This window comes from Marinobacterium marinum, assembly GCF_013868415.1.
GTDB lineage: Bacteria > Pseudomonadota > Gammaproteobacteria > Pseudomonadales > Balneatricaceae > Marinobacterium > Marinobacterium marinum.
Window position 1 is genome coordinate 92422 of record NZ_JACEMT010000053.1, and the last position, 26902, is coordinate 119323.

Here is a 26902-nt window from a genome sequence, read left to right on the forward strand (position 1 = left end):
CAACGGCTGGCCAAACAGGCCTGTTTCAGGTCAATGCACTAATTTGGTGCGTAAATTCTGCGAAAATCGCATTTTTAGTGCATTGTATGCACTAATATAGTGTTTTATTATTACAGCCGTTTTGCCGCGTCAGAACATCTCTGGAGTTCCAAATACAGTCAGATTCGCTCTGGCTTCAACCATGAATGCTGTGGCACCGCTCCACAAGCACTCTATGTTCTGGCCAACATCCGCTTCATCATCTGAGGTACTTAATGTCCTATATACATGACACCATCACCGGCCTGATGGCCTCTAGCCCTGCCCAGACCGAATTTTATCAAGCGGTCGAAGAGGTGCTGGAGTCCCTGGAGCCGCTGCTGGAACAGAGCCCCCACTATCGGGACAGCCGTATCATCGAACGCATGGTCGAGCCTGAGCGCCAGATCATGTTCCGGATTCCCTGGGTCGATGATCAGGGGCAGGTTCAGGTCAACAAGGGTTACCGCATCGAATTCAGCTCGGCGCTGGGGCCTTACAAAGGCGGTCTGCGTTTCCACCCTTCGGTGAATGCCGGCATCATCAAGTTCCTGGGCTTTGAGCAGATTTTCAAAAACGCACTGACCGGCCTGCCGATCGGTGGTGGCAAAGGCGGCGCCAACTTTGATCCCAAAGGCCGCTCTGACCAGGAAATCATGCGCTTCTGCCAGTCGTTCATGAACGAGCTGTACCGCCATATCGGTCCGAATACCGATGTTCCGGCCGGCGATATCGGCGTGGGCGCACGTGAAATCGGTTACATGTTTGGCCAGTACAAGCGCCTGACCGGTCGCTATGAAGGCGTACTGACCGGTAAAGGTCTGCTGTGGGGCGGTTCTCTGGTGCGTAAGGAAGCTACCGGTTACGGTTGTGTTTACTTCGCGTCTAACATGCTGAAAGCTCATGGTGATAGTCTGGAAGGCAAGACCTGTCTGGTATCCGGCGCCGGTAATGTGGCGATCTACACCATCGAAAAGCTGTATCAGTTGGGTGCACGCCCGGTGACCTGTACTGACTCCAGCGGGACGTTGTATGACAGCCGTGGTATCGACTTGGAAACCCTGAAGCTCCTCAAGGAGCATAAGCGAGTATCGCTGCGTGAATACCTGAATGAATTCCCGCACGCAGAGTTTATTCCGGTAGGTGAATATCCAGAAGATGGTCATGCGGTGTGGCGCTTCCAGGCTGATGCAGCCTTCCCTTGCGCAACTCAGAATGAACTGACTGTAGCGGATGCGCGTGCCTTGTTGGCAAACGGATGCCGTTGCGTCAGTGAAGGTGCCAACATGCCGTCTACGCCTGAAGCGGTAGAGGTGTTCATTGCGGAGCGTATCCATTATGGTCCGGGCAAGGCCGCCAACGCGGGTGGTGTGGCGACCAGCCAGCTGGAAATGAGCCAGAACGCCAGCATGCAACGCTGGACCTTTGAACAGGTTGATCAGCAGCTGCAGGCTATCATGGCTGACATCTATACCCGTTGCAGTGAAACGGCGAAAGAGTTTGATCAGCCGCACAACTTGGTGCTGGGTGCCAATATTGCCGGTTTCCGCCGCGTAGCGGACGCCATGCTGGAACAGGGTGTGGTCTGATAGAACCCGCCATGCTTCTCAAGGGCCCGCTGCACAGCGGGCCTTTTTGTTTCCGTCTTAGCTGTTTTCCTTTTCGGCGGCGCGCCGGAGCAGGGCGTCCATCCAGCTGCCGGGCACCAACCGGCGCAGGTAACCGAGCAGGTACGTCGGCACGGTAACGTAGTAGCGTGCCCTGGGGCGTGGGCTTTCCAGTGCGTGTCGCAGCGACTTGAATACCGCCTCCGGTGGCAGTGTAAAGGAGGAGTCCTGTTCCTCACCGCCTTCCAGTCGTGCCAGTACCCCAGCATAGGTGGGCGCATGAGCGCTGTTGACCGTATCAATATTGCGGGTGAAGGCGCTCAAGGCATTGCGTCGGAAAGCACTGCTGATCGGGCCAGGTTCGATCAGAGAGATGCGGATATCTGATCCGTGCAGCTCTTGGCGGTAGGTGTCGGTAATGCCTTCAAGGGCAAATTTGGAAGCGTTGTAGGCTCCACGGTACTTCATGGCCACCAGTCCCAGCACGGAAGAGTTCATGACGATACGGCCATGCCCCTGCTGCCTCATAACCGGGATAATCCGGTTGGTCAGCTCAATCCAGCCGAACAGATTGGTTTCGAATTGTTCGCGGAGTACTTCACGGCTGAGGTCTTCCACCGCGCCGGGCTGGCCATAGGCTCCGTTGTTGAAGAGTGCATCCAGGCGACCGCCGGTGAGTTCCAGAGTGTGAGCAACAGCCTGGGCAATGGACTCGGATGAAGCCAGGTCCAGGACAAAGCTTTCCAGCCCCATCGCCTGCAGTGGAGCGACATCTTCGGGCTTGCGTACGGTTGCCAATACGCGATAACCGGATTGCCGCAGTCGGACGGCACAATGTTGTCCAATGCCCGTGGAGCAGCCGGTGACCAGGATGACGGGTGTCATGAGCGTCGTTTCCTTACTCGGTACGTGTGGATAAAACACAAATACTAGCATGACATGCAGACGGACATCCCTGGTCCCGGCTGTGGATATCGGCTACTGGTGCCTCCACTCAACATAGGTAATGGTCTTGCGGTAGGTCTGGACGGTGTATACCACTCGATTGGCATGGTACTCATAAATCATGCCGGTGCGGGAGTCCTGTGGGCGGCAGCTGTGATTCGAGGGTTTGTGGCACACCGGGCCTGAATGTTTATGCACAGGCTCCAGATAGCGGTTCAGCTTGGCAACAGGGTCACCGACGCTGACCAGGACCTTCCCGTTTTGCAGGCGAATATCGGCGTTGGCTGAAGGAACGCCAGTTGCCGTAATCAGAATAAGGCTGATGAAAATTCGTTTCATAACACGCATCCTTGCGTATAGGGTGGAATATTACCTTAGAACAGTTGAGCGCGGGATGCGAATTAAATGGCGGCTGGTTGTGCGAGACAGGCGGTGTTGCAGAGGGGAAGTTGATACTTTGCGCAAAGCTGGCAGCCAGAAACGAAAAACGCCTGTAAAAACAGGCGCTTAGCGTATGGTATTTGGTGGAGGTGGCGGGTTTCGAACCCGCGTCCGCCAATCCTCTGCCTCAAGATCTACATGCTTAGGCTTCTCTATTTAATTAACCCGTCACGACCCGAGAGCCAGGGTGTTATGGGCGAGCTCTTTTAGTTTTAACCGTTCAGCTTAGAGCAAAGCATCCAGGCGATTCTGTCTCGAATGACACCGCAAAATCTCTGAGTTACAGACACCTTAGAGCGCGGCGCTAGCTGACTTATGCAGCTAGAGCGTAGTTATCGTCGTTTGCAACTATAACTGTGTGATGAGGGATTTACGAGAATCATCACGTTCTCGGCATGCACCTAAGGGTTCGTAATCAGCGTCGAAGCCAAGTCACCCCCAGATATGTAACGCACTATTGTAACGGTTTAATAGACCGGGTGGAAGCGGAAAAGTTCAGCGTACGGATACTGACATTTCGCGCTGTTTCTGACGGTTCCAGTCTTTTTCTTTCTCGTCCGCACGTTTGTCGTGCAGTTTCTTGCCTTTCACCAGGGCGATTTCGCACTTCACCATGCCGTTCTTCCAGTACAGTGCCAGGGCAACACAAGTGTAGCCTTTGGCCTCCACCGCGGTGGTGAGTTTGTCGAGTTCACGGCGGTGCAGTAGAAGCTTGCGGTCGCGGCGCGGGTCGGTGACATAGTGAGTGGACGCCGAGATCAGTGGTGTGATGTGCGCGCCGACCAGCCACGCTTCGTCGTTCTTGAATACGACGTAGGAATCCACCAGTTGGCCTCGACCTTCCCGCAGGCTTTTGACTTCCCAGCCTTGCAGGGACAAGCCAGCCTCGAAACGGGTTTCGATGGTATATTCGTGCTTGGCACGTTTATTGAGGCAGATGGTGTTTCCGCCTGGAGCCTTCTTTTTCTTTGCCATAGCGCGATTATATAGGTGGCTCAGGTGCAATGAAAGCCGGCGCTGCGCGATGTTTCAGTGACTTGGCGGCGGGCTTGTTGCAACAAATGGCCGAAAAGGTTGTCACCCCTGTCCGATTTATGAACAATTGCTTCCGTGTACAATTTTGAACTTGAGAGCGATATGCAGTCAAAACAGTCTATTCACGGTTCATGGGCGAACCGGTGGATCTTCATTCTTGCGGCGACGGGGTCTGCTGTCGGCCTTGGTAACATCTGGAAGTTCCCCTACATCACAGGTGAAAACGGTGGTGGTGCCTTCGTTCTGGTGTACCTGTTCTGCATTCTGCTGGTTGGTATTCCAATCATGATGGGTGAAATACTGGTCGGGCGGCGCGCACGCCAGAGTCCGATCAATGCAGTACGTGAAACAGCGGCCGAGTCCGGGCTTAACCAGAACTGGAGCCTGATAGGGTGGCTGGGTGTACTGGCCGGTTATATCATCTTTTCCTTTTATTCGGTTGTTGCCGGTTGGGTGTTGCATTACATCGCGGGGATGGGGACCGGGCAGTTTGTGGATATCAGCAGTGACTTGGCGGGGGAGCGCTTCGGTGATCTGCTTGCCAGCCCCGAACAGATGCTGATGTGGCACACACTGTTCGTGTTAATGGTAGTGGGTGTTGTGGCTGGTGGCGTGAACAAGGGGCTTGAGCGTGCCACCAAGATCATGATGCCGGCTTTATTCGCTCTGCTGTTGGTGCTGTTGGGGTACTCCGTGAACACCGGCAGCTTTGCCGAAGGCTGGTCATTCCTGTTCAGCTTCAATCTGGAAGCCTTGACCTGGGATGCTGTCCTGGTCGCGCTGGGCCATGCCTTTTTCACCCTGTCCATCGGTATGGGAGCGATCATGGCGTATGGTTCCTACATGGGCAAAAAGGATTCCATCGGTGTGACAGTACTGACAATCGGTGTACTGGACACGTTGGTGGCGCTGGTAGCAGGTCTGGCCATTTTCCCGGTGGTGTTTGCCAACCAGATGGACCCGGGTGCAGGTCCGGGTCTTATGTTCATTACCTTGCCGGTAGCCTTTGGGCAGATGCCGGGTGGCCAGGTGTTTGGCTTCCTGTTCTTCCTGCTGGTTGGTGTTGCAGCCTGGACATCGGCCATTTCGCTGCTGGAGCCGGCCACGGCCTGGGTTGTGGAGCGTTTTGGTCTGAAGCGTCTGCCTGCGGCCTTGCTGCTGGGCAGCATCATCTGGCTGATGGGAATCGCGTCATTGCTGTCGTTCAACCACTGGGACGACATCAAGATCCTCAGCATGAATATCTTTGATTTCCTCGATTTCATTACAGCCAATATCATGTTGCCGCTCAGTGGCTTGATGATCGCGATTTATTCCGGCTGGGCACTGAACAAGCGTATTACGCAGGATGAGTTGGCGCTGAACTCGCCTTTCTTCTACAGTGCCTGGTCGGTGGTAATTCGTTTTGTTGCGCCGGTTGCCGTGATGATCATCTTTGTCGTCAACCTGTACGAAAAGCTGGCCTGATTCAGGCCAGCCGGGTATTTGACGATATGACACAAGTAAATCGCAGTGCGCTGGTATTACACACGGCAGAGCAGATGTTTGATCTGGTTAATGATGTGCGTAACTATCCGCATTTCCTGCCCTGGTGTGCATCGACTTCGATTATCGAAGAGCGAGAGGATGAGCTGGTCGCAACCCTGCATCTGTCAAAAGGCGGGTTGAAATACAGCTTTACAACACGCAATCGGTTGCAGCGGCCTGACAGAATGGAGATTGCGCTGGTGGAAGGGCCCTTCTCCTCCTTGCGCGGAATCTGGGTGTTCACGCCGCTGAATGAAGAGGCTTGCAAGGTCGAGTTGACGATGGACTTCGAGTTCAAGGGGAAACTGACCGGGATGGCAATGTCTAAGGTGTTCAGTTCGGTGGCTACAACAATGGTGGATGCCTTTGTGAGCAGGGCGGATGAAATCTACGGTTAGGAGTACAGAGTGATGAATGTTGAAGTCGCCTATGCACTGCCGCATGAGCAAAAAATCATCGCGCTACAGGTCGATGATGAGTGCACGGCTCGACAGGCGGTGGTGCGCTCGGGGATTGTGGAGCTGTTTCCCGAAATAGACCCGGAAACCACGCCGATGGGAATTTTTGGCAAAGCGATCAAGGACCCGGGAACACGAGTGCTGATTGAGGGAGAACGGGTGGAAATCTACCGTCCCCTGATTGCGGATCCTAAGGAGGTGAGGGCTCGGAGGGCGGCCAAAATGAAGGCTCAGAAGGCCGCCGAGGCCGAGCAGGCTGTCAAGGAGTAGCGTCGGGTTTGCTTCCGGGGCGGAAATCGCCGCCCAGGCGGACCAGCTTGCCATCTTCAAAGAACAGGCTGATCCGTTCCTGATAGCGGCGTCCACTTCCTTCCTTGATGCTGTAGATATAGTCCCAGCGGTTCTCGCTGAAACTATCGCTCACCAGCGGGGTGCCGAGGATATAGCGTACCTGGGAAGGGGTCATGCCCGGACGTAGCTGGTCAACCATTTCCTGGGTCACGACATTACCTTGAGGAATGTCGATTTTGTAGACGCCGGGAAATTCGGAGCAGCCTGCAATCAGAATAGCGACTGTGGCGCAGAGAAGAATCTTTCGCATCGGACAATGGCTTCCGTTTTCATGCCTAAACAAAGATAATGGAGTCTAACATTGCAAATCCCGAACAGCATAGTGATTGAGACCTAATATGGCACTGGAAAATCAGGAACTGCGGAAGGCCGGACTGAAGGTGACTCTACCGCGGGTCAAAATTTATCAGATTCTGGAGCGTGCTGGAGAGGGTGACCACTTCAGCGCTGAGGATATCTACAAAATTTTGATGGAGCAGGGTGAAGATGTTGGTCTTGCGACTGTTTATCGAGTCTTGACTCAGTTTGAAGCGGCTGGCTTGGTATCACGCCATCACTTCGAAGGTGCTCATTCGGTGTTTGAATTGGCACGCGATGAACACCATGACCATGTGGTTTGCGTGAAGTGTGGCAAGGTGCGCGAGTTCAGTGAACCCAAAGTGAGTGAAATACTGGACAAGGTGGCCGAGGAGCTGGGTTTTTCAATCACCGAGCGAACCCTTTACCTCTATGGTACCTGCAAGGATGGTTGCGAGGACGATAAGGCGTAAAGGTATTTACGGCTGTCAGCCTTTCAGGCTGACAGCATCTCCCGTGCATGATTCAAAGAGGTACGGGTAATATCCACACCGCCCAGCATACGGGCTACCTCTTCCACTCGCTGCTTGGTATTGAGCTGCTGGACCCGTGTATGGGTGCCGTTCTGCAGTCCCTGTTTGGTTACGAACAGGTGCTGATTGCCCTGTGCCGCGACCTGAGGCTGGTGGGTAACGCATAGAATCTGTACGCGCTGACCCAGTTCGCGCAGCATGCGGCCGACAACCTCGGCAACGCCACCACCAATGCCTACATCGACCTCATCAAACACCAGCGTCGGTGTGCTGGACGTTTGTGCGGTGATGACCTGGATCGCAAGGCTGATGCGTGAAAGCTCACCGCCGGACGCGACTTTTGCCAGTGCACGTGCCGGTTGTCCCGCGTTGGTACTGATCAGAAACTCAACCTCTTCCAGACCATTGGCGCTGTAACGCTCGACGTCCTGAGGCGTCAGACACACACTGAAGTGGGCGGCGGGCATGCCCAGCGCGTGCAGCTGCTGATCAATCTGGGTGTCGAGCAATCCGGCACAGCGCTGGCGTGCCTCGCTGAGTTCGGCTGCAGCCTTCAGGTATTCTTCGTGGGCCAGGAGCTTGTCCTGCTCCAGTTGTGCCAGCGCTTCGTCCGAGCCGGCCAGGCCGCCCAGTTCGCTTTGCAGCGACTGGTGAAACTCAATCAGTTGCTCGGGTTGCAGGCGATGCTTGCGTGCTACGTCGTAGATGGCGGATAGACGTTCTTCTACCTCCTGGCGACGTTCGGGGTTGGTTTCAATGCTGTCCAGAAAATAGCGGATTTCGCGACCGGCTTCGTCCACCTGAATCAGGGCGGTATTGAGCATTTCACCGGCCTGCTGCACGCGTGTATCGCGGCTGTCCAGCTGTTCCAACAGGTGCAGGCAGTGCTGGAGCAGGGATAGACAGTTTTCGCCCTCGGCATCATGGCTCAGTTGCAGCAGCTGGTGACCTGTACTCAGCAGACTGCCGGAATTTTCCAGACGCTGCTGCTCTTGCTCCAGTTGTTCCAGTTCACCGGGTTGCATGGCCAGTTGATCCAGTTCCTCGACCTGATAGCTGAGCAGCTGAATACGTGCGTTGCGTTCATCGGAGATCTGGGTCAATTCCAGCCATTCGTTGTTCAGGCGTCGCCAGGCATGAAAGTGACGACGGACCTGGTCGGCCAGATCGGTATGGCCACCGAATTCATCCAGTAGCACGCGGTGGTAATCCCTCTTCAGCAGGCGCTGATGCTCGTGTTGTCCATGGATATCGACCAGGTGCTGACCGAATTCTCGGACCAGTGCTAGAGGTGTCGGGCGGCCGTTAATGTAGCTGCGACTGCGGCCTTCGCGGGTGATGACGCGGCGTAGCTGGCATTCGTGTGCCTCGCCCTCCAACTCATGTTCGCTCAGCCAGTGCAGAGCGGCGGGCAGATTACGGATGTCGAAACTGGCAGTCAATTCGGCTTTGTCGGCATCCTTGAGAATGCTGTCACTGTCGGCCCGTGCACCCAGGCAGAGCCCGAGTGCATCCAGCATGATGGACTTGCCGGCGCCGGTTTCACCGCTGATAACGGTCATTCCAGTGTTCAGTTCGACGTCAAGGGCATCGACAATCGCGAAGTTACGGATCGTAATCTGCGTCAGCATAAGGCTCACCCTATGGGGTTATGTACAGTGGTTATTTATACAGTAGTTACTATATAAGTCATTTTCTTTCCGGCATCAATCACGGCGGGTTAATTTTTTTTCAGATCACGCTTGAATCCGTGGGGCAGAACCCCATATAGATTGGCATCTAGGCGTAACCTCAAGAGTCAGTTGGAGAGACCTGATGGCGAAAGAGCAGCAGAACACCCAGGAACCCGTAGAGCCGATTCAAGACTCGGTCGAGTCCGTAGTCGAGACAGAGGCCGGTGAGCCAAGCGTTGCCGAAGAGGCCGCGGCTGATTTGCTGCAACAGCTCGAAGAGTCGCGCGTCGAAGTCGAAGCGCTGCAAAAGGAGCTGGCCGAACTGCAGCCGCGTACACAGGCTGAAATTCAGAATATCCGCCGTCGTGCCGAGCAGGATGTGGAAAAGGCACATAAGTTCGGGCTGGAAAAGTTTGCCAATGAACTGTTACCTGTTGTGGATAGTCTTGAGCGGGCGATTGAGGCCAGCCAGGGCGAGGATGAAGCAGTCAAGGCGATCCGTGAAGGCGTCGAGATGACCCTGAACATGTTCCTGAGCAGCATGGGTAAATTCAATGTTGAACAGGTCGATCCCCAGGGACAGCCCTTCAACCCGGAACACCATCAGGCAATGTCCATGGTGCCGGCGGACGGGGTCGAGCCCAACACCGTGGTGACCGTGGTGCAGAAGGGTTACCTGCTGAACGGTCGCCTGATGCGTCCGGCCATGGTTATGGTCGCAAAAGGTTGACGCGGGGCGTTGAAATCGGACAACGCGTACCCATATAGATAAGCAACAGTTTTTAGACAGATTATGAGCCCGTCGCGCGGGCAAGAGATATATCGGAGCAGAACATGGGCAAAATTATCGGTATTGACCTGGGCACCACCAACTCTTGTGTGGCTATCCTGGACGGCGAAAAAAGCAAGGTGATCGAGAACGCTGAAGGCGATCGCACCACCCCGTCAGTTATCGCGTACACCAACGATGGTGAGACTCTGGTGGGCCAGCCGGCCAAGCGTCAGGCAGTGACCAACCCGGACAACACCCTGTTTGCGATCAAGCGACTGATCGGTCGTCGTTTCGACGATAAGGTCGTACAGAAAGACATCAAAATGGTGCCGTACAAAATTACTGCGGCTGACAACGGCGATGCCTGGGTTGATGTTAAAGGTCAGAAAATGGCGCCGCCGCAGGTCTCCGCCGAAATCCTGAAAAAGATGAAGAAGACCGCCGAAGACTACCTGGGCGAGTCTGTAACCGAAGCGGTTATCACGGTACCGGCCTACTTCAACGACTCTCAGCGTCAGGCGACCAAGGATGCAGGCAGGATTGCCGGTCTGGAAGTGAAGCGCATCATCAACGAACCGACGGCAGCTGCGCTGGCGTACGGTATGGATAAATCGAAGGGTGACAAGACCATCGCGGTTTATGACCTGGGTGGCGGTACCTTCGATATTTCCATTATCGAAATCGCGGATGTTGACGGCGAGCACCAGTTCGAAGTGCTGGCGACCAACGGTGACACCTTCCTGGGTGGTGAAGATTTCGACCTGGCGGTGATCAACTACCTGGCTGATGAGTTCAAGAAAGAAAGCGGCATCGATCTGCACAACGATCCGCTGGCGCTGCAGCGTCTGAAGGAAGCGGCCGAGAAAGCCAAGGTTGAGCTGTCTTCCGCTCAGGCGACTGACGTCAATCTGCCGTACATCACAGCTGATGCGACGGGTCCGAAGCACCTGAACGTGAAGCTGTCCCGTGCCAAGCTGGAATCACTGGTTGAAGAGCTGGTGGTGCGTTCCATCGAGCCGTGCCGCATCGCGATTCAGGACTCCGGTGTGTCTGCGTCCGAGATCGACGAAGTGATCCTGGTCGGCGGTCAGACCCGTATGCCGCTGGTGCAGCAGAAAGTGGCCGAATTCTTCGGCAAGGAACCGCGTAAGGATGTTAACCCGGACGAAGCGGTTGCCATTGGTGCGTCCATTCAGGGTGCCGTTCTGTCCGGTGACGTGAAAGACGTACTGCTGCTGGACGTAACTCCGCTGACCCTGGGTATCGAAACCATGGGTGGCGTGGCGACTCCGTTGATCGAAAAGAACACCACTATCCCGACCAAAAAGTCGCAGGTGTTCTCGACTGCTGATGACAACCAGACAGCCGTAACCATTCACGTGGTTCAGGGTGAGCGCAAGCAGGCGGCGCAGAACAAGTCGCTGGGTCGTTTCGACCTGGCTGACATTCCGCCGGCACCGCGTGGCATGCCGCAGATCGAAGTCACCTTCGATATCGACGCCAACGGTATCCTGAATGTGTCCGCCAAGGACAAGGCAACCGGTAAGGAGCAGTCGATCGTGATCAAGGCTTCTTCCGGCCTGAACGATGATGAAATCGAACAGATGGTTCGCGATGCTGAAGCGCACGCGGAAGAAGACAAAAAGTTCGAGGAACTGACCGCTGCCCGCAACCAGGGCGACGCCATGATTCACACCGCGAACAAGACGCTGAAGGATGCAGGTGACAAGGCGACTGCTGACGAGAAAGAAAAGATCGAAGCGGCCATCAAGGATCTGGAAGAAGCACTGAAAGGCACCGAGAAGGATGCCATCGAAAGCAAGACCGAAGTGCTGACCGAAGCCCTGTCTGCCGTGGCTCAGAAAATGTACGCTGATGCAGCTCAGGCTGAGCAGGCTGCAGGTGCCGAGGCGGATGCGAAGGATGCGGCGGATGATGTAGTTGACGCTGAATTCGAAGAAGTTAAGGACGATAAGAAGTAAGCGTTCGCGCTTGTCGATCGTTGCAGTGTGACAGCGCGGGCCCAGGCCCGCGTTGTCATGTCCGGCTCTTGCGGGCCAAACCTTAACAAGTCAGATTCGGAACATGTCAAAGCAGGACTACTACGAACTTTTGGGTGTGTCGCGTGACGCGTCCGATCGAGATATCAAAAAAGCCTATCGTCGTCTGGCCATGAAGTATCACCCGGACCGCAATCCGGACGATCAGGAGGCCGAAGACAAATTCAAGGAAATCAGCGAAGCCTATGAGGTTTTGTCTGATGCTCAGAAAAAAGCGGCCTATGACCAGTTCGGTCACGCCGGTGTCGATGGCCAGGGTGGCGGTTTTGGCGGTGGTGGCTTCGAAGGCAACTTCTCCGATATTTTCGGCGATGTCTTCGGTGACATCTTCGGTGGTGGCGGTGGCGGCCGTCATCGTTCCAGTGTACAACGTGGAGCCGACCTGCGTTACAACCTGGACTTGTCACTGGAAGAGGCGGTGCGCGGTTGCGAGAAGACACTGGAAATCCCCACGCTGGTAGGTTGTGAGGTTTGTGATGGCAGCGGTGCCAAGCCGGGCACCAGTGCCAAGACCTGTTCTACCTGTGGCGGTATGGGGCAGGTGCGCATGCAGCAGGGCTTTTTCTCCGTGCAGCAAACCTGTCCGACCTGCCGTGGCGAAGGCAAGGTGATTTCCGACCCCTGCGACAGTTGTCACGGCCAGGGGCGTGTGGAAAAAACCAAGACGCTGCAGGTCAAGATCCCGGCCGGTGTGGATACCGGTGACCGCATTCGCCTGGCGGGCGAAGGCGAAGCGGGCAGTCATGGCGGGCCGAATGGTGATCTCTACGTACAGGTCCATGTGCGTGAACATCCGATTTTCCAGCGTGATGGCAAGCATCTGTACTGCGAAGTACCGATCAGTTTTGTGGATGCAGCGCTGGGTGGCGAGCTGGATGTGCCGACGCTGGATGGTCGCGTCAAACTGAAGATTCCGGCTGAAACCCAAACCGGCAAGCTGTTCCGTCTGCGTGGCAAGGGGATTACCCCGGTTCGTGGCGGCGGCGTTGGTGATTTGATGGTGAAAGTGGCGGTTGAAACACCGGTGAACCTGAACAGCCGTCAAAAAGAACTGCTGCGCGAATTTGCCGAAACCACGGAAGAGGGTAACAGCAAGCACAGCCCGAAAAAACACGGCTTTTTTGACTCGGTGAAGAAGTTTTTTGAAGATATGACCTGATTGCGCGCATAAGCAGCGTGCCGGTACATACAGACACAGGAATAAAGCATGATCAGAGTAGCGGTGACCGGCGCAGCCGGCCGTATGGGCAAAACCATTATTGAAGCACTGCAGCAGGATAATGCGGTGACATTCAGTGCTGCCGTCGTTGAGCCGGACAGCTCGCTGATCGGTGCTGATGCCGGTGAACTGGCGGGTATCGGCAAGCTGGGCGTACATTTGGTCGGCAGCCTGGATGCCGTGGTTGATGACTTCGATCTGTTGATCGATTTTACGGCACCGGAAGTCACTATGCAGAATGTCGCCTTCTGCGCGGCCAACGGCAAAAAGGTTGTCATCGGAACTACTGGTCTCAACGACAGTCAGAAAGAAGAGCTGCAGCAGGCAGGCGAGAAGACTGCCATTGTGTTTGCACCCAACATGAGTGTGGGCGTTAACCTGTGTTTCAAACTGCTGGAGATTGCCGCCAAGGCGCTGGGCGATGACAGCGGTTACGATATTGAAGTAATCGAGGCGCATCACCGCCATAAAGTGGATGCTCCGTCCGGTACCGCACTGCGTATGGGTGAGGTCGTGGCTGATGCGCTGGGGCGTGATCTCAAGGAATGCGCCGTATACGGTCGCGAAGGTATTACCGGTGCCCGCCCGGCCAAGCAGATCGGTTTCGAGACGATTCGTGCCGGTGATGTAGTGGGTGATCATACAGTACTGTTCGCTACCGAGGGTGAGCGTATCGAAATTACGCACAAGGCTTCCAGCCGCATGACATTTGCCAAAGGAGCCGTCCGAGCAGCGGGTTGGCTGCAGGACAAATCGACCGGTCTGTTCGACATGCAGGACGTGCTGGGTCTACACTGAATTCAACCTTGTTGTTGTTCCCTCTGCCCGCTCATGTAGCGGGCTTTTTTATGCGCAAACGCAACCTTTCTGTCACTCTTAAGCGGCATATTACGGATAAGGCTTGCTGCACCTGCACACTCAGGGCTAAGGTATAGCGGAACTGGAAGTCTGGAGGCAGGATGTACAAGCTCTGTTTCTTTGTGCCCGAAGAGGATGCCGAAGCGGTCAAGACGGCATTGTTTGCTTCAGGTGTGGGCAAGATCGGTGCGTATGACCAGTGTTGCTGGCAGACGCCTGGAAAGGGGCAGTTTCGCCCGCTGGCAGGGGCCAATCCGTATTTGGGGCAGCCAGGGCAGCTGGAGCATGTGGCAGAACTCAAGATCGAGATGGTATGTCCCGATGAGTTGATCCATACCGCAGTTGCCACGCTTAAAGAGGCGCACCCGTACGAAGAGGTCGCCTATGATGTATATCGGTTGGCCGATATCTGAGATCAGGCACGGAAAGGGAGATCGGTGTGACACAGCTGTTGGTTCGCTATTCACGCATTCTGGAAATCGTCGGCGATATTGTCAAAGTTCATGTGCCCGAACCTGAAGAAGGTGATGTGGCCGCCATCGGCTACGGTGATCTGGCACTGATCGAAAACATCATTGACCCTGATCAGCCGCCCTACATGGCGCAGGTGATACAGCTGGAGCGTAACAGCGTATCGCTGCAAGTATTCTCCGGCACCAAGGGGCTGTCGACTCGTGCCGGAGTGCGCTTTCTGGGTCACCCGATGCAGGTGACTTTCTCTCCGAATATTCTTGGCCGGGCGTTTTCCGGTGCGGGACGCGCCATTGATGGTGGCCCGGCACTGAGTGAAGAGGCACGGATCGACATTGATGGTCCCACGGTTAACCCGGCCCGACGGATTCTGGCATCGCGCATGATCCGTACCGACGTGCCGATGATCGATGTGTTCAACTCGCTGGTCGAAAGCCAGAAAATCCCGATTTTTTCGGTGGCGGGCGAACCTTATAACCTGCTGCTGGCTCGAATTGGTGCCAACGCGGATGCCGATGTGGTGGTGTTCGGGGGAATCGGTCTGATCTTCGACGATTACCACTTCTTCCGCCAGGCCTTCGAAGAGGCCGGTGTCAGTGCGCGTACAGTCATGTTTACCCACCTGGGATCTGATCCGACGGTCGAAGGGCTGCTGGTGCCTGATATGGCGCTGGCCGTCGCCGAACGTTTTGCGGTGGAAGAGGGCAAGCGGGTGCTGGTACTGCTGACCGATATGACTGCCTATGCGGATGCCCTGAAGGAAGTCGGCATCTCTATGGAGCATGTGCCGTCTAACCGCGGTTATATCGGCGACCTTTACTCTCAGTTGGCGCGGCGCTATGAAAAGGCCTGCGATTACAAGGGCGCCGGATCGGTCACCATCCTGTCGGTGACGACCATGCCGGGCGATGATGTGACTCACCCGGTGCCGGACAATACCGGTTATATCACCGAAGGACAGTTTTATCTGCACAATGGTGTGCTGGACCCCTTTGGTTCGCTGTCGCGTCTCAAACAGCATGTGATCGGCAAGGTCACCCGTGAGGATCATGGTCAAATCATGAATACCATGGTGCGCTTCTATGCCGAGGCTCGGGATGCTCAGCAGAAGCAGGCCATGTCCTTCGACCTGACGGAATATGACGATCGCTTGCTGAAGTTCGGTCGGCTGTTCCGTACGCGTTTCATGGATATCGATGTATCCATGCCGTTGGAAGCCGCCCTGGATCTGTGCTGGCAAACTTTGGCCGAATGTTTTCGGCCTCAGGAGCTGCTGATGAAACAGCAGCTTGTGGATAAGTACTTCCCCAAGGACGCGGTGGCAGGGTAAGGCGGCATGAGCAAGCTGGCGCTGAACAAAAGCACTCTCAATCATGAAAACCGGCAGTTGAAATCGTTTCGGCAGTTTGTGCCGGCGCTGGATCTGAAGCGCAAGCAGATTCTGGCTGCCCGGATAAAATCGCGTCAGGCGATGGCCGAATTTGCCCGGCAGATGCAGCAGGTAGAAACCGAAGTGGCCGAGCAGTTGCCGATGCTGGCTGGGACAACACTGAACATGAGCACACTGGTGCAGGTGCGCGGTGTGCATCAGCGCATGGATAACCTGGTGGGAATCGAACTGCCGGTTGTTGAGCGGATCGAAATCGACTGCAGTCAATATTCGCGTCTGGCGCTGCCTCAGTGGGTGGATATTCTGGTAGCGCGCCTGCAGGACATGCTGGAATTGAAAGTTCGTTACCAGGTTGAGAAAACTCGGTTGGAACGCCTGGAAGCGGCGCTGCAAAAAACGACCCAGCGATTGAACCTGTTCGACAAGGTCCTGATTCCAAGGGCCGAGGCCAATATCCGACGTATCCGTATCGCCTTGTCGGATGCCGAACGCGCCGGTGTGGTACGGGCCAAACTGGCCAAGAACAAGCGGGCGAGGATGATGGCACTATGAGTATTCTGACGCTTGAGAAGGCGACGCTCGTTGGCCTGACGGCGGACAAGGCCCTGGTGCTTGATCGGCTGCAGGCTCTGGGCCTGTTGCACGTAATTCCCTTGTCGCAGGCCTTGCCGGAGGTGGATGAAACCTTGCCGGAAGAGGTGCTGCCCGAACAGCTGCAGCAGGTCATTCGTTATCTGCTTAGCTGCCCACAGAAGCGCCGCCAGGTAACGGCTGAGCGTCATTTTGATCTGGTGGCAGAGGTGAATGCAACGCTGGAAAACCGTAAACGACGGCTGGCGTTGCAGGAAAAGCTGGATTTTCTGCGCAAGCGCATTCGCGATCTTGAACCCTGGGGCAGTTTTGAACTGCCTGGGGAGCAGGGGCTGGCGGGGTATCGTCTCTGGTTCTATCTGGTGCCCAATTATCGCATGCCGGAAGTGGCCAAAACCGATCTGCCCTGGTCGGTGGTACATCGAGATAACCGCCATTCCTATGTTGCCGTGATTGCTGAAGCAGAGCCGCGTGCCAATCAGATGCCGGTGCCGAGAACGCACACCGGCTCCATACCGCTGCATCGGCTCAGACGCGAGCAGGAAGACCTGGAGATTGAGCTGGAATCGCTGGATGCCGAGCGCGAGGCGCATACACGCTGGTTATACCTGCTGCAGCGTTCCCTGGCCGGCAGTCAGGACCGTGCCGACTGTGCCGACGTCAGTCGGCAGACGCTGGATGCAGGCGAGATCTTTGCTATCCAGGGCTGGTTTGCAGCAGATCAACGTGAAGCGCTGGAACAGTTTGCCCGGTCTGAGGGGCTGGTGCTGGTAGTTGAGCCGGTCGGGGCGGAAGAACGTCCCCCGACGCTGCTCGATAACCCCGATGTATTGGCTGGCGGTGAAGAGATCGTACGTTTCTATCAAATGCCCGGTTATCGTGCCTGGGACCCGTCACGGGTGGTGTTTTTCTCGTTTGCCGCTTTCTTTGCCATGATTTTGGGTGATGCCGGGTATGCCTTGTTACTGGGGGCCGTGTTGGTGTTTTACTGGTCGCGGATGGGGCGCAGTGAAACGGGGCGGCGGTTGCGTATCCTGGGTGCCACTTTGACGCTGTTTTCCACGGTCTGGGGTGTGATGGTTGGCAGTTACTTCGGTGCTGCGCCGCCGGCCCCGCTGGCGGGGTTGAAAGTACTCGACATGAACGACTTTGACAGCATGATGCGGGTGTCGATCATCATGGGAGCCGGTCACCTGGTACTGGCGAATCTGGTCAGCGCCTGGCGCAGCCGTGGCCGGTTGACGATGTTGTCCCCACTGGGCTGGGTGCTGATCATTCTGGCGGGTGTCAGTGGCTGGCTGCGACAGCAGTTGGACGTGGAATGGTGGCTGGCTGGGCTGGGACTGCTGCAGATCCTGCTGTGCTCCAGTGAGCGGCCGCTGCAGGGTGCCAGGAACTGGTTGTGGCGTCTGCTGGATGGTCTGATGGCGCTGACGGGGTTGTCGAAAATGTTTGGCGACGTGCTCAGTTACCTGCGTTTGTTTGCCCTTGGGCTGGCCAGTGCGTCCTTGGCCATCACGTTCAACCAGTTGGCTGGCGATGTGGCTTCCAGCGTACCGGGCATGGGCCTGTTCCTCGAAGTGCTGATCTTGCTGCTGGGCCATTCTCTCAACTTTGTTCTGGCTGTTGTCAGTGGTGTGATCCACGGCTTGCGCCTGAATCTGATCGAGTTCTATAACTGGAGCCTGGCCGATGAGGGCTATGCTTTTCAACCTTTCACCAAACGGGAGGTGAACCCTTGGATAACCTGATTTTGGCCCTGGGATGGGCAGGACTGTATGGCCCCATGGCACTGGGGGCAATCGGCAGTATCATCGGTTGTGCGCTGGCGGGGCAGGCGGCCTGCGGAGCATTGCTGGAAACGGAGACCGGTCACGGGCGTTATGTGGGGGTTGTGGCGATGCCGTCATCGCAAACCATTTACGGTATTGTGGTGATGTTCTCGCTGAACCGTACCGTTACGCTGGATAACGCGCCGGGGTTGTTTGCGGTTGGCATGCTGGCAGGGCTGGCGTTGTTGATCAGTGCGATACGCCAGGGGCATTGCTGTGCCAGTGCCATCAATGTTTCCAAGATCAAGCCGGAAATTTTCGGCATGTCCATTGCGCCGGTCGCGATTGTTGAAGGCTTTGCAGTCTTCGCGTTTATTTTTGCGCTGGTGATCAGTGCCGGCATCCCTGCGTAACGGAGGCGGTGATGAACGATCAGGCCAAACAGCAGGCGGCTTCAGGCGTGGAAGCGCTGATCGAACGCCTGCGTGAACAGGGCGTCGAGCAGGGACAGCGTGAAGCTGCCGAGCTGATCGAAGATGCCGAGCGTCGTGCCGACTGGCTGCTGGAGCAGGCGCGTCAGGAAGCGGAAAACCTGCGCCGCAGTGCACGGGAAGACGCCGATCGTCTGCGTCGGGCAGGCGAAGATGCGTTGAAACTGGCGGCACGAGACATGCAGTTGCAGCTGCGCGAGCAGTTGTCTCATGCCTTCTCCGATCGGGTGAAGTTGCAGGTCAGTGAACTGTTCGACAGCGATGTGTTTATCCGTGAAGTGATTCGTGAGGTGGTGGTGCAGGCTTGCCAGGAAGCAACCCTGTGCACCCTGCCGAAAGTGGAAGTGCTGCTACCGGCCGGGATCGTGGGGCTGGAAGAACTAAGGCGCAACCCGCACGCCTATCGGCAGGGTAAGCTGAGTCTGTTTGTACAGGAGCAGCTCAATCTGCAGTTGCGCGAGGGTGTGACGCTGGATCTGCATGACGGACGGGGGATTCGCATCCGTTGCAATGGCGATGATGCTGAAATCGATCTGAGTGATCGTGCGCTGGCAGAATTGTTGCTGCGTCATCTGCAGCCCCGCTTTCGCGCCATTTTGGAGGGAGTGATCCGCTAGTGTCGGTTTACCATACCTTGATACCTGCACTGCCGGCGCTGCCTGTGAGCCTGGAGCAGCTGAAGGAACTGCCGATTTCGGTATTGCAGCTGGAGCGTCGGCTGGGCATGTTACCTGAACAGGATCAGCAGCTGTTGCAGCGCGCTCTGCGCCTGTTTCAGCGTGAGCGCATCGGTGACGAGACCTGCTCGGATCGGGACGAGGTACAGCACTGGGAGCGGGAGCTGGCAGAGGTTGCTCTCCCGCCTTTGCGGGCCGTATTGGTTGAAAATCTAGAATGGCGCAGCCTGATTGCGGCACAGCGCTATCGACTGGCCGGCCAGTACGAGGGCACCGGTTTTCAGGGGTACGGTGAACGCATCTGGATCGTACGCCGCGACTGGCAGCAGCCAGATTTTGGTCTGGGGCGTCATTACCCCTGGCTGACCGAATCATTAACCCAGCTGAAACAGGGGCGGAGTGTAGCGTTGGAGCAGCAGATCCTGAGCCGTCTCTGGTGCCGATTACACATGCTGGAGCAGGCTCACCCCTTTTCTTTGACCGCTGTGGCCGCGTACCGGCTGCGCTGGTCCATTGCCGAGTACCGCCTGCGCTGGCAGGCGGAAGCGGCGCAACAACACTTTTCTCAACTGGTCGACCGGGCGCTGACAGAGGTCCTGCAGGATAGCGGTGTCGACCGGGCTATAGAGGCTGACCAATGACAACTCCGAGCATTCCGACTGCCCGTGTAATCGGTGTCCGTGATGATATCGTCAGTATCCGCATGTTGCGCGATGACGAAGGTGAACTCTACCCGATCACCAAGAACGAAGTGGTGTTGATCTGCCCGCGTCGCAATGATGGCGAGCGCCAGGAGCGGTTGCAGGCCGAGGTCCTGCGGGTACGGCATGGCGAAGCGGATGTGCAGGTATTTGAAACGACACGCGGAGTGGCCATTGGGGATGCGGTGGAACAAACCGGACAGATGCTGTCGGTGGCGCTTGGGCCGGGTTTGCTGGGGCAGGTGTACGACGGTCTGCAGAACCCGCTGGAGCTGATTGCCAGTCAGCATGGATTTTTTCTGCCGCGCGGCCTGGGTGTTGAAGGAATCGATCATCAGCAAAAGTGGTCGTTCCAGCCCGCCGTCAAGGTAGGGGCCCGAGTGAAGGCCGGTGATCTGTTGGGGCGTGTTCCGGAAAGCCGGTTCAGTCACAAGATCATGGTGCCGTTCAACCTGCGTGGCGAAGCGGAGGTGACCTGGGTTCAGGAAGGAAGCTTTACCGTGACCACGCCCGTGGTGCGTTTGCGTCTGGACAGTGGCGAGGAGCGGGAAATCTGCATGCAGCAGCGTTGGCCGGTACGTGTTCCGGTTAACCGCGATCTGCTGCGGGAAGGATACAACCAGCGTCTCTATCCGCAGCAGCCGATGTTGACCAGTATTCGGCTGATCGACACCTTCTTCCCGGTTGCGCTGGGCGGAACCGCCTGTATTCCCGGGCCGTTTGGGGCCGGTAAAACGGTGCTGCAGGGTCTGATATCACGCTACTCCAACGTGGATATCGTGGTGATCGTGGCTTGTGGGGAGCGTGCTGGTGAAGTCGTGGAAACCATCACCGAATTCCCGAATATGCCTGACCCGCGCGGCGGTACATTGATGGACCGGACGGTGATCATTTGCAACACCTCTTCCATGCCGGTGGCGGCGCGAGAGGCATCCATCTATACCGGTATCACCATCAGCGAATATTATCGCCAGATGGGCTACAACGTCTTGTTGATTGCCGATTCCACCTCACGCTGGGCCCAAGCGATGCGTGAGACTTCGGGACGGCTGGAAGAAATTCCGGGCGAAGAGGCGTTTCCGGCCTACCTGGATTCGGCGGTACGGGCACTGTACGAGCGCGCCGGTCTGGTTGAAACCAATGACCATGAGCAAGGCAGCCTGACCCTGATCGGCACCGTATCACCGGCAGGGGGGAACTTCGAAGAGCCGGTGACGCAGTCGACTTTGCGGACCGTTAAAACCTTTCTGGGACTCAGTGCCGAGCGTGCCTACAAGCGTGCCTATCCAGCGGTCGACCCGCTGATCTCCTGGTCGCGTTATCTGAATCAGCTGGGCGACTGGTTCAGTCGAGAGCTGTCGCCTGAATGGGTTGGCAACGTCAAGCGAATGTTGGAACTGTTGCGCGAGGGCGAGCAGATACAGCAGATGATGCAGGTGACCGGGGAAGAAGGGGTGACGCTGGAGGACTATCTCAGTTGGCAAAAGGCGCAGTGTTTGGACCAGGTATATCTGCAGCAGGATGCTTTTGACGATGTGGATGCCTCAACGCCGATCTCGCGTCAGCAGGAGCTGTTCGCACTGTTGCTACAGTGCCTGGACAGCCCGAGAGTCTTTACCGACAAGGAAGAGGTACGCGAACACTTCGTCCGGTTGACCGGTCTGTTCCGCAACTTGAACTACAGTCGTCATGGTGGCCCCGATTACACGCGCTATCGGGGCGAAATTGAACAGCTGGGTGTTATCGGATCAGCACCAGCTCATCCTGTTCGGGACTGAGTGCAATGTGGCGTAGTGGGAAGGCCGGTTCGGCTGTGGCTCGGTCGCTGAAATAAAAACGCAGCGCATTGCGGATGGTGGTGAAAGCGAGCTGGTCCCAGGGGATTTCGTCTTCGCGGAAAAGGCGGCTCTCCAGAGTCTCCTCACTGCTGCCAAACCGTGCTTCGGGTAGGTCGGCCAGATAGATTAACTGGACCTGATTGACATGAATGATGGAAGTCAGCGTATACAGGTGGCGTAATTCGACCCGTGCGCAGGCTTCTTCCAGAGTCTCCCGCAGGGCCGCTTCTTCGGTGCTTTCTCCATTTTCCATATAGCCTGCCGGCAGGGTCCAGTAGCCGTAGCGGGGCTCTATGGCCCTTTTGCACAATAGTATCCGATCACCATGCACCGGCAGACAGCCGGCGATGATGCGTGGGTTTTGGTAGTGAATCATGCCACACTGATTGCAGACATGGCGCTCACGGTTGTCCCCGGCGGGAATGCTGAGGTGGACCGGAGAGCCGCAGTGGCTGCAGTAGTTCATGGTGTCTCCTTGGGGCTGGATCGTGCCTGGTCGGGAGGCAGGCCGACCCGGACTCGCGACGTTTTGATGACAGGGGTATTATAGGCCGACTGGATGTAATCGGGTTGCCCCATGCTAGAACATCTTCGTTTACAGCTACAATCTCACCGCCCCTGGCGGCTGCGTACGCATGGCCGTGAAGCGGGAGTGCTGGTGGCGCTGACCGACTGTGCCGATCCGGAAGTAATTTTAACGTTGAGATCGCCATATTTGTCGACGCACAGCGGCGAAGTTTCTTTTCCTGGCGGCAAACGTGACCCCGGGGACTGCGATGTGCTGGCGACGGCTATACGCGAAGCTGAAGAGGAGATTGCCCTGCGGCCCGGGCAGGTGGATATTATCGGTTCGCTGGGGCAGGTTGTCTCCAAGCACCGCTTACAAGTGACGCCTTGGGTCGGGGTGATCGCCCCGGAACTCAGGTTGACGGCCAATCCGGCCGAAATTGCCGAAATTTACCGGGTTCCCCTCAGTTTCCTGCTGGATCCGACCAACCGTCGGCAGGATCGGTTCGAGTTTGCCGGCAAGACCCGGTTCGTACCGGCCTGGGACTGGCAGGGAGAAGTCATCTGGGGACTGACCGCTTACATCTTGGGCGAACTGTTGAATGTGGGTTTTGATGCTGCGATTCCCATGCGCCCCCGTCCTGAACATTTGGAGAATAGTCATGAATGAATCGCGGGAGACTGACCGCCCCGTTCCCAGTCCTTGTGTCAGCGTATGTGCGCTGGGAGAAGGTGATATCTGTATTGCCTGCCATCGCAGTGGACAGGAGATCAGTCGGTGGGGGAGGATGACCAATGACGAGAAACGGGCCGTATGGGCACTGATCCGACGTCGAGAGCAGGGTGAGGTGGTGTAGCCGGGGGCAGGGCCAGCCTCAAGGGTTGGCCCTGCCAAGCATTCGCTTTGGCCATTAGAGGCTTTCGCGTGCTTTGGCTGTCTTGATCACGCGGACGGTTTTTACCAGGTTATCGCAGATCTGCAGGGTTTCCATGCGGTATCCGGCTACTTCCAGGCAGACATTGGCGTTGGGGATGGACTCCAGAATTTCGGTAATCAGACCGTTCAGCGTTTTCGGACCATCGGTGGGCAGTTTCCAGTTCAGCGCCTTGTTTACTTCGCGGATATAGGCGCTGCCATCAATGAAGAAGCTGCCGTCTTCCTGAGGGTGGATCTCCTGATTCATCTCGTCGTGGTCATTGGACAGCTCGCCGACGATCTCTTCCAGAATATCTTCCAGCGTCACGATGCCTTCAATATCGCCATATTCGTCTACCACCACGCCGATACGGCGGCTTTGTTTCTGGAAATTGAGCAGCTGTGTTTGCAGCGGGGTGCTTTCAGGGACGAAGTAGGCTTCGTGTACCACCTGCATAATGGCGGGTTTGGTGACCTTGCCCTGCTGGATCAGCTGTGCCAGGTTACGCATGTGCAAAATGCCGACGATGTTGTTGATATCGCCGCGGTATACCGGCAGGCGCGTGTGCCCGGTCTTGGACAACAGATCAAGGATCTCGTCCATTTCCATGTCCAGATCGATCCCTTCCACTTCATTACGCGGGATCATGATGTCGTTGACGGTGACTTCGTTCAGTTCCAGCACGCCCAACAGCATGGACTGGTTACGGTGCGGAAGCAGTGAGCCGGCTTCGTGCACGATGGTACGCAACTCTTCGGTGCTAAGGTGCTCGTTTCCGGCTTCGTTGACATTGACGCCGAACAGGCGCAGAAAACCGTTGGTGATGCCGTTGATAATCCAGACCAGCGGGTAGGCCAGCTTCAGCATGGGCTGCAGGATGTAGGAGGCCGGAAAGGCAACCTTTTCCGGATGCAGTGCTGCCATGGTTTTCGGTGACACTTCAGCGAAAATCAGGATGGCCAGGGTCAGGCCGGCGGTCGCGATCATGATGCCGGCATCACCCCAGAGGCGTACGGCGATCACGGTTGCAATGGCCGAAGCCAAAATGTTGACAAAGTTGTTGCCGATCAGGATCAGACCGATCAGGCGGTCAGGGCGTTCGAGCAGGCTGTTGGCCTTGCGGGCCGCGCGGTGTCCGTTTTTCACCAGGTGACGCAACCGGTATCGGTTGAGGGACATCATCCCGGTTTCTGAGCTGGAAAAGAAGGCTGAGCATAAAATCAGCAGGACCAGAATGGCGGTCAGTGTGCTTATCGACGCATCGTCCAAGGGACAAAAACCTTAATTGAATGAGGGATGCTCATTTTCTGGTCAGATGGTGAGGCTGTCAAGCCACAGAGACTACAGCTTCAGTAGTAATTCCAGGACCAGTTTGGAGCCGAAAAACGCCAGCATCAGCAGGACGAAGCCGCCCATTGTCCAGCGAACCGCTGTTCGGCTGCGCCAGCCGAGGAAGTGACGTCCGGCCAGCAGTACGGCATACACGACCCAGGCAAACAGTGACAGCAGGGTTTTGTGGACCAGATGCTGGGCAAACAGGTTGTCGACAAACAGGAAACCGGTGGCCAGGGCAGCACTGAGCAGCAAAAAGCCTGCCCACAGGCTCTCGAACAGCAGGCGTTCCATCATTTGCAGAGGTGGCAGCGAGGCTACCAGGCCGCGAGTATGGTGCTGCTTGAGGGCGGTTTCCTGGCGTGACAGTAGAACGGCTTGTACCGTGGCAATGGTAAACAGGCTATAGGCCAGCAAAGACAGCAGAATATGGGTGAGCAGCCCGCCGGCATAGGGCTTGGGGGTGGAGCCCGTGTCGATGCCGGCAGCCAGCAGGGCGGTAATGGCAGCAAGCGGGAATACACCGATGAACAGGTTGTCCAGCCGTTGACGCAGGCTACTGGCCAGGACCATGCCCACTACGCCCCAGGAAATCAGGGAGCCAACCGGGAAAAAGCTGAGGTCGATACCTGTGGGCTGATGCAACAGCAGGTAAACGCTCCAGCCCTGCAGCAGAAAGCCAGACAGGCCCAGCAGGCGGATGGGCAGGCGCAGCTGCTCCTGGTGGCTGACCGACAAGCGACGCCATTGCAGTCCGGTTGCAGCGATATAACAGAGTGCAGCGATAAGCGTCGTGGTCATCAGCATCCATATTCTCCTCAATGGCGGCTAAGTGTGGCACAAATGCCAGGGGGAGGAAATATAGGTGCCCCCGGAGCGGGGCCTTCTGTATAATATGTCGCCAAAGCGTTTACAGGGTGGGTGCCGGGAGGGTACCGCCGGCAAATAGAGGTATCCGATGTTTGATAATCTGACAGAGCGCCTTACACAGACGTTGCGCTCGGTGACCGGTCAGGCCAAGCTGACCGAAGACAACATCAAGGGCACGCTGCGTGAAGTGCGCATGGCGCTGCTGGAGGCGGATGTTGCCCTGCCGGTAGTGAAGGCGTTCATCAACAGCGTCAAGGAGAGGGCTGTTGGTCAGGAGGTCAGCAAAAGTCTGAGTCCGGGCCAGGTTTTCGTGAAGATTGTCAACGAAGAGCTGGTCAAGGTCATGGGCGAAGCTAACGCCGAGCTTGACCTGGCTACCCAGCCGCCGGCGGTCCTGATGATGGCGGGTCTGCAGGGAGCGGGCAAAACCACTTCCGTCGCCAAGCTGGCGCGTTTTCTGAAAGAGCGCAAGAAGAAAAAGGTGCTGGTGGTATCTGCCGATATCTACCGTCCGGCGGCCATCCGGCAGCTTGAAACCCTGGCGGGCGAGGTGGGAGTTGAGTTCTTCCCGTCCACTGCCGAGCAGGACCCGGTGGATATTGCCGAGGCTGCTATTCAGCATGCCCGCGTTAAGGCCTGTGATGTCCTGATTGTCGATACGGCGGGTCGTCTGCATGTTGATGAAGACATGATGCAGGAGATCAAGCGTCTGCATGCTTCGGTCAATCCGGTGGAAACCCTGTTCGTGGTGGATTCCATGACCGGTCAGGACGCAGCCAACACGGCGCGTGCTTTCAATGAGGTGCTGCCCCTGACCGGCGTCATTTTGACCAAGACGGACGGTGATGCCCGTGGCGGTGCCGCCTTGTCGGTACGGCATATTACCGGCAAGCCGATTAAATTCCTCGGTGTCGGCGAAAAGACCGATGCGCTTGAGCCCTTCCATCCGGACCGTGTGGCTTCGCGTATACTGGGCATGGGCGACGTGTTGTCGCTGATCGAGGAAGCCGAGCACAAAATCGACAAGGACAAAGCGGAAAAATTTGCCAAGAAAATCACCAAGGGCAAAGGCTTCGATCTTGAGGATTTTCGTGAGCAGATCCAGCAGATGCACAGCATGGGCGGCATGATGTCGATGCTGGAAAAATTGCCGGGCATGGGGCAGATGGTGCAGGCTGCGCAGGCCGCGCAAGCGGAAAAGGGGATCCAGCAGATGGTGACCATCATCAATTCGATGACACCGCATGAGCGCCGTCACCCGGATGTCATCAGTGGCTCGCGCAAGCGTCGTATCGCCATGGGGTCGGGGACTCAGATTCAGGATGTGAATCGTCTGCTTAAGCAGCATAAGCAGATGGCCAAAATGATGAAAAAATTCGGCTCAAAGTCAGGCATGAGCAAGCTGGCACGGGGCATGAAAGGAATGATGCCGCCGGGAATGGGCGGTGGTGGCGGTTTTCCGCGTATGTGACCTGTGAGTCTGCTTGAAAACTGATCTTTATGCTTTCAACGGGCGGCATTTTCACGTAAAATTGCCGCCCTGTTTAGTTT

Annotated in this window: 28 protein-coding genes and 1 other RNA gene; 20 read left to right on the plus strand and 9 right to left on the minus strand. The window is 56.5% G+C overall.

Features of this window, described 5'->3' with window-relative positions; translation table 11 throughout:
• The first annotated feature begins 254 nt into the window (after nucleotides 1-254).
• Complete coding sequence (gene gdhA, locus H1S06_RS13555; RefSeq protein ID WP_181741110.1) at nucleotides 255-1607, plus strand: NADP-specific glutamate dehydrogenase; 1353 nt, start codon at nucleotides 255-257, stop codon at nucleotides 1605-1607.
• A gap of 57 nt (nucleotides 1608-1664) precedes the next feature.
• Here the strand turns inward: gdhA and H1S06_RS13560 are convergent, their stop codons facing one another.
• From H1S06_RS13560 to smpB, 4 genes are all read right to left on the minus strand, one after another.
• Nucleotides 1665-2510 carry an SDR family oxidoreductase gene (locus H1S06_RS13560; protein ID WP_181741112.1) on the minus strand — a complete coding sequence of 282 codons (846 nt, stop codon included), beginning with the start codon at nucleotides 2508-2510 and terminating at the stop codon, nucleotides 1665-1667.
• Between the two features lie 93 nt (nucleotides 2511-2603).
• On the minus strand, nucleotides 2604-2909 hold the full coding sequence (locus tag H1S06_RS13565; protein WP_181741114.1) for a hypothetical protein: 306 nt from the start codon (nucleotides 2907-2909) through the stop codon (nucleotides 2604-2606).
• Nucleotides 2910-3092: 183 nt separating this feature from the next.
• Nucleotides 3093-3451: a transfer-messenger RNA gene (gene ssrA, locus H1S06_RS13570) on the minus strand.
• A gap of 55 nt (nucleotides 3452-3506) precedes the next feature.
• Nucleotides 3507-3986, minus strand: a complete 480-nt coding sequence (gene smpB / locus H1S06_RS13575; RefSeq protein ID WP_181741116.1) for an SsrA-binding protein SmpB — start codon at nucleotides 3984-3986, stop codon at nucleotides 3507-3509.
• 162 nt (nucleotides 3987-4148) lie between these two features.
• Between smpB and H1S06_RS13580 the strand changes: the two genes are divergently transcribed.
• Genes H1S06_RS13580 through H1S06_RS13590 form a run of 3 tightly spaced genes read left to right on the plus strand, consistent with a single transcriptional unit; the run spans nucleotide 4149 to nucleotide 6301 of the window.
• A complete protein-coding gene (locus tag H1S06_RS13580) occupies nucleotides 4149-5513 on the plus strand; it encodes a sodium-dependent transporter (protein WP_181741118.1) in 1365 nt (454 codons plus the stop codon).
• Between the two features lie 26 nt (nucleotides 5514-5539).
• Nucleotides 5540-5971, plus strand: a complete 432-nt coding sequence (locus H1S06_RS13585; protein ID WP_181741120.1) for a type II toxin-antitoxin system RatA family toxin — start codon at nucleotides 5540-5542, stop codon at nucleotides 5969-5971.
• Nucleotides 5972-5980: 9 nt separating this feature from the next.
• Entirely contained in the window at nucleotides 5981-6301 is a 321-nt protein-coding gene (locus H1S06_RS13590; RefSeq protein WP_328515351.1) for an RnfH family protein, read from the plus strand.
• Here the strand turns inward: H1S06_RS13590 and H1S06_RS13595 are convergent.
• Complete coding sequence (locus H1S06_RS13595) at nucleotides 6291-6632, minus strand: outer membrane protein assembly factor BamE (RefSeq protein WP_181741124.1); 342 nt, start codon at nucleotides 6630-6632, stop codon at nucleotides 6291-6293. The two genes, H1S06_RS13590 and H1S06_RS13595, sit on opposite strands and share 11 nt — an antisense overlap.
• Nucleotides 6633-6720: 88 nt before the next feature.
• On the opposite strand from H1S06_RS13595, the gene fur reads away from it, so the two are divergent.
• Nucleotides 6721-7152: a ferric iron uptake transcriptional regulator gene (fur, locus tag H1S06_RS13600; protein ID WP_181741126.1), complete on the plus strand. Its 432-nt coding sequence runs from the start codon at nucleotides 6721-6723 to the stop codon at nucleotides 7150-7152.
• A gap of 23 nt (nucleotides 7153-7175) precedes the next feature.
• Here fur and recN read toward each other — a convergent pair whose 3' ends face one another.
• On the minus strand, nucleotides 7176-8843 hold the full coding sequence (gene recN, locus H1S06_RS13605) for a DNA repair protein RecN (RefSeq protein ID WP_181741128.1): 1668 nt from the start codon (nucleotides 8841-8843) through the stop codon (nucleotides 7176-7178).
• A gap of 184 nt (nucleotides 8844-9027) precedes the next feature.
• On the opposite strand from recN, the gene grpE reads away from it, so the two are divergent.
• The 12 genes from grpE (at nucleotide 9028) to H1S06_RS13665 (ending at nucleotide 21665) form a co-directional block, all read left to right on the plus strand.
• A complete protein-coding gene (gene grpE / locus H1S06_RS13610; protein WP_181741130.1) occupies nucleotides 9028-9615 on the plus strand; it encodes a nucleotide exchange factor GrpE in 588 nt (195 codons plus the stop codon).
• 104 nt (nucleotides 9616-9719) lie between these two features.
• Nucleotides 9720-11639, plus strand: coding sequence for a molecular chaperone DnaK (gene dnaK / locus H1S06_RS13615; RefSeq protein ID WP_181741132.1), 1920 nt, complete (start codon nucleotides 9720-9722; stop codon nucleotides 11637-11639).
• 103 nt (nucleotides 11640-11742) lie between these two features.
• A complete protein-coding gene (gene dnaJ / locus H1S06_RS13620) occupies nucleotides 11743-12876 on the plus strand; it encodes a molecular chaperone DnaJ (protein ID WP_181741134.1) in 1134 nt (377 codons plus the stop codon).
• 48 nt (nucleotides 12877-12924) lie between these two features.
• Entirely contained in the window at nucleotides 12925-13734 is an 810-nt protein-coding gene (gene dapB / locus H1S06_RS13625) for a 4-hydroxy-tetrahydrodipicolinate reductase (RefSeq protein WP_181741136.1), read from the plus strand.
• 161 nt (nucleotides 13735-13895) lie between these two features.
• A complete protein-coding gene (locus tag H1S06_RS13630) occupies nucleotides 13896-14207 on the plus strand; it encodes a Nif3-like dinuclear metal center hexameric protein (protein ID WP_181741138.1) in 312 nt (103 codons plus the stop codon).
• 26 nt (nucleotides 14208-14233) lie between these two features.
• Nucleotides 14234-15595, plus strand: coding sequence for a V-type ATP synthase subunit B (locus tag H1S06_RS13635; RefSeq protein WP_181741140.1), 1362 nt, complete (start codon nucleotides 14234-14236; stop codon nucleotides 15593-15595).
• A 6-nt stretch (nucleotides 15596-15601) separates the two neighbouring features.
• Nucleotides 15602-16207 (plus strand): V-type ATP synthase subunit D, encoded by a 606-nt coding sequence (locus H1S06_RS13640; RefSeq protein ID WP_181741142.1) that lies wholly within the window; start codon nucleotides 15602-15604, stop codon nucleotides 16205-16207.
• Nucleotides 16204-17997, plus strand: a complete 1794-nt coding sequence (locus H1S06_RS13645) for a V-type ATP synthase subunit I (protein ID WP_181741144.1) — start codon at nucleotides 16204-16206, stop codon at nucleotides 17995-17997. Before H1S06_RS13640 ends, H1S06_RS13645 begins: the two co-directional genes overlap by 4 nt.
• On the plus strand, nucleotides 17985-18431 hold the full coding sequence (locus tag H1S06_RS13650; protein WP_181741146.1) for an ATP synthase subunit C: 447 nt from the start codon (nucleotides 17985-17987) through the stop codon (nucleotides 18429-18431). Before H1S06_RS13645 ends, H1S06_RS13650 begins: the two co-directional genes overlap by 13 nt.
• Before the next feature lie 11 nt (nucleotides 18432-18442).
• Complete coding sequence (locus H1S06_RS13655) at nucleotides 18443-19126, plus strand: ATPase (RefSeq protein WP_181741148.1); 684 nt, start codon at nucleotides 18443-18445, stop codon at nucleotides 19124-19126.
• Nucleotides 19126-19827 carry a hypothetical protein gene (locus H1S06_RS13660; RefSeq protein ID WP_181741151.1) on the plus strand — a complete coding sequence of 234 codons (702 nt, stop codon included), beginning with the start codon at nucleotides 19126-19128 and terminating at the stop codon, nucleotides 19825-19827. The genes H1S06_RS13655 and H1S06_RS13660 overlap by 1 nt, the downstream gene beginning before the upstream one ends.
• Nucleotides 19824-21665 carry a V-type ATP synthase subunit A gene (locus H1S06_RS13665; RefSeq protein ID WP_181741153.1) on the plus strand — a complete coding sequence of 614 codons (1842 nt, stop codon included), beginning with the start codon at nucleotides 19824-19826 and terminating at the stop codon, nucleotides 21663-21665. The genes H1S06_RS13660 and H1S06_RS13665 overlap by 4 nt, the downstream gene beginning before the upstream one ends.
• Here H1S06_RS13665 and H1S06_RS13670 read toward each other — a convergent pair.
• On the minus strand, nucleotides 21628-22191 hold the full coding sequence (locus tag H1S06_RS13670) for an NUDIX hydrolase (RefSeq protein WP_181741155.1): 564 nt from the start codon (nucleotides 22189-22191) through the stop codon (nucleotides 21628-21630). The two genes, H1S06_RS13665 and H1S06_RS13670, sit on opposite strands and share 38 nt — an antisense overlap.
• A 111-nt stretch (nucleotides 22192-22302) precedes the next feature.
• On the opposite strand from H1S06_RS13670, the gene H1S06_RS13675 reads away from it, so the two are divergent.
• Together H1S06_RS13675 and H1S06_RS13680 are read left to right on the plus strand one after the other, a co-directional pair.
• A complete protein-coding gene (locus H1S06_RS13675) occupies nucleotides 22303-22902 on the plus strand; it encodes an NUDIX hydrolase (protein WP_181741157.1) in 600 nt (199 codons plus the stop codon).
• Nucleotides 22895-23089, plus strand: a complete 195-nt coding sequence (locus H1S06_RS13680; protein WP_181741159.1) for a DUF1289 domain-containing protein — start codon at nucleotides 22895-22897, stop codon at nucleotides 23087-23089. Before H1S06_RS13675 ends, H1S06_RS13680 begins: the two co-directional genes overlap by 8 nt.
• A gap of 54 nt (nucleotides 23090-23143) precedes the next feature.
• Here H1S06_RS13680 and H1S06_RS13685 read toward each other — a convergent pair whose 3' ends face one another.
• Both H1S06_RS13685 and H1S06_RS13690 read right to left on the minus strand, forming a co-directional pair.
• Entirely contained in the window at nucleotides 23144-24418 is a 1275-nt protein-coding gene (locus tag H1S06_RS13685; RefSeq protein WP_181741161.1) for an HlyC/CorC family transporter, read from the minus strand.
• A gap of 72 nt (nucleotides 24419-24490) precedes the next feature.
• Nucleotides 24491-25288: a cytochrome C assembly family protein gene (locus tag H1S06_RS13690; protein WP_181741170.1), complete on the minus strand. Its 798-nt coding sequence runs from the start codon at nucleotides 25286-25288 to the stop codon at nucleotides 24491-24493.
• Nucleotides 25289-25439: 151 nt separating this feature from the next.
• On the opposite strand from H1S06_RS13690, the gene ffh reads away from it, so the two are divergent.
• Nucleotides 25440-26822 carry a signal recognition particle protein gene (ffh, locus tag H1S06_RS13695; protein ID WP_181741172.1) on the plus strand — a complete coding sequence of 461 codons (1383 nt, stop codon included), beginning with the start codon at nucleotides 25440-25442 and terminating at the stop codon, nucleotides 26820-26822.
• The last annotated feature ends 80 nt before the right edge of the window (nucleotides 26823-26902 follow it).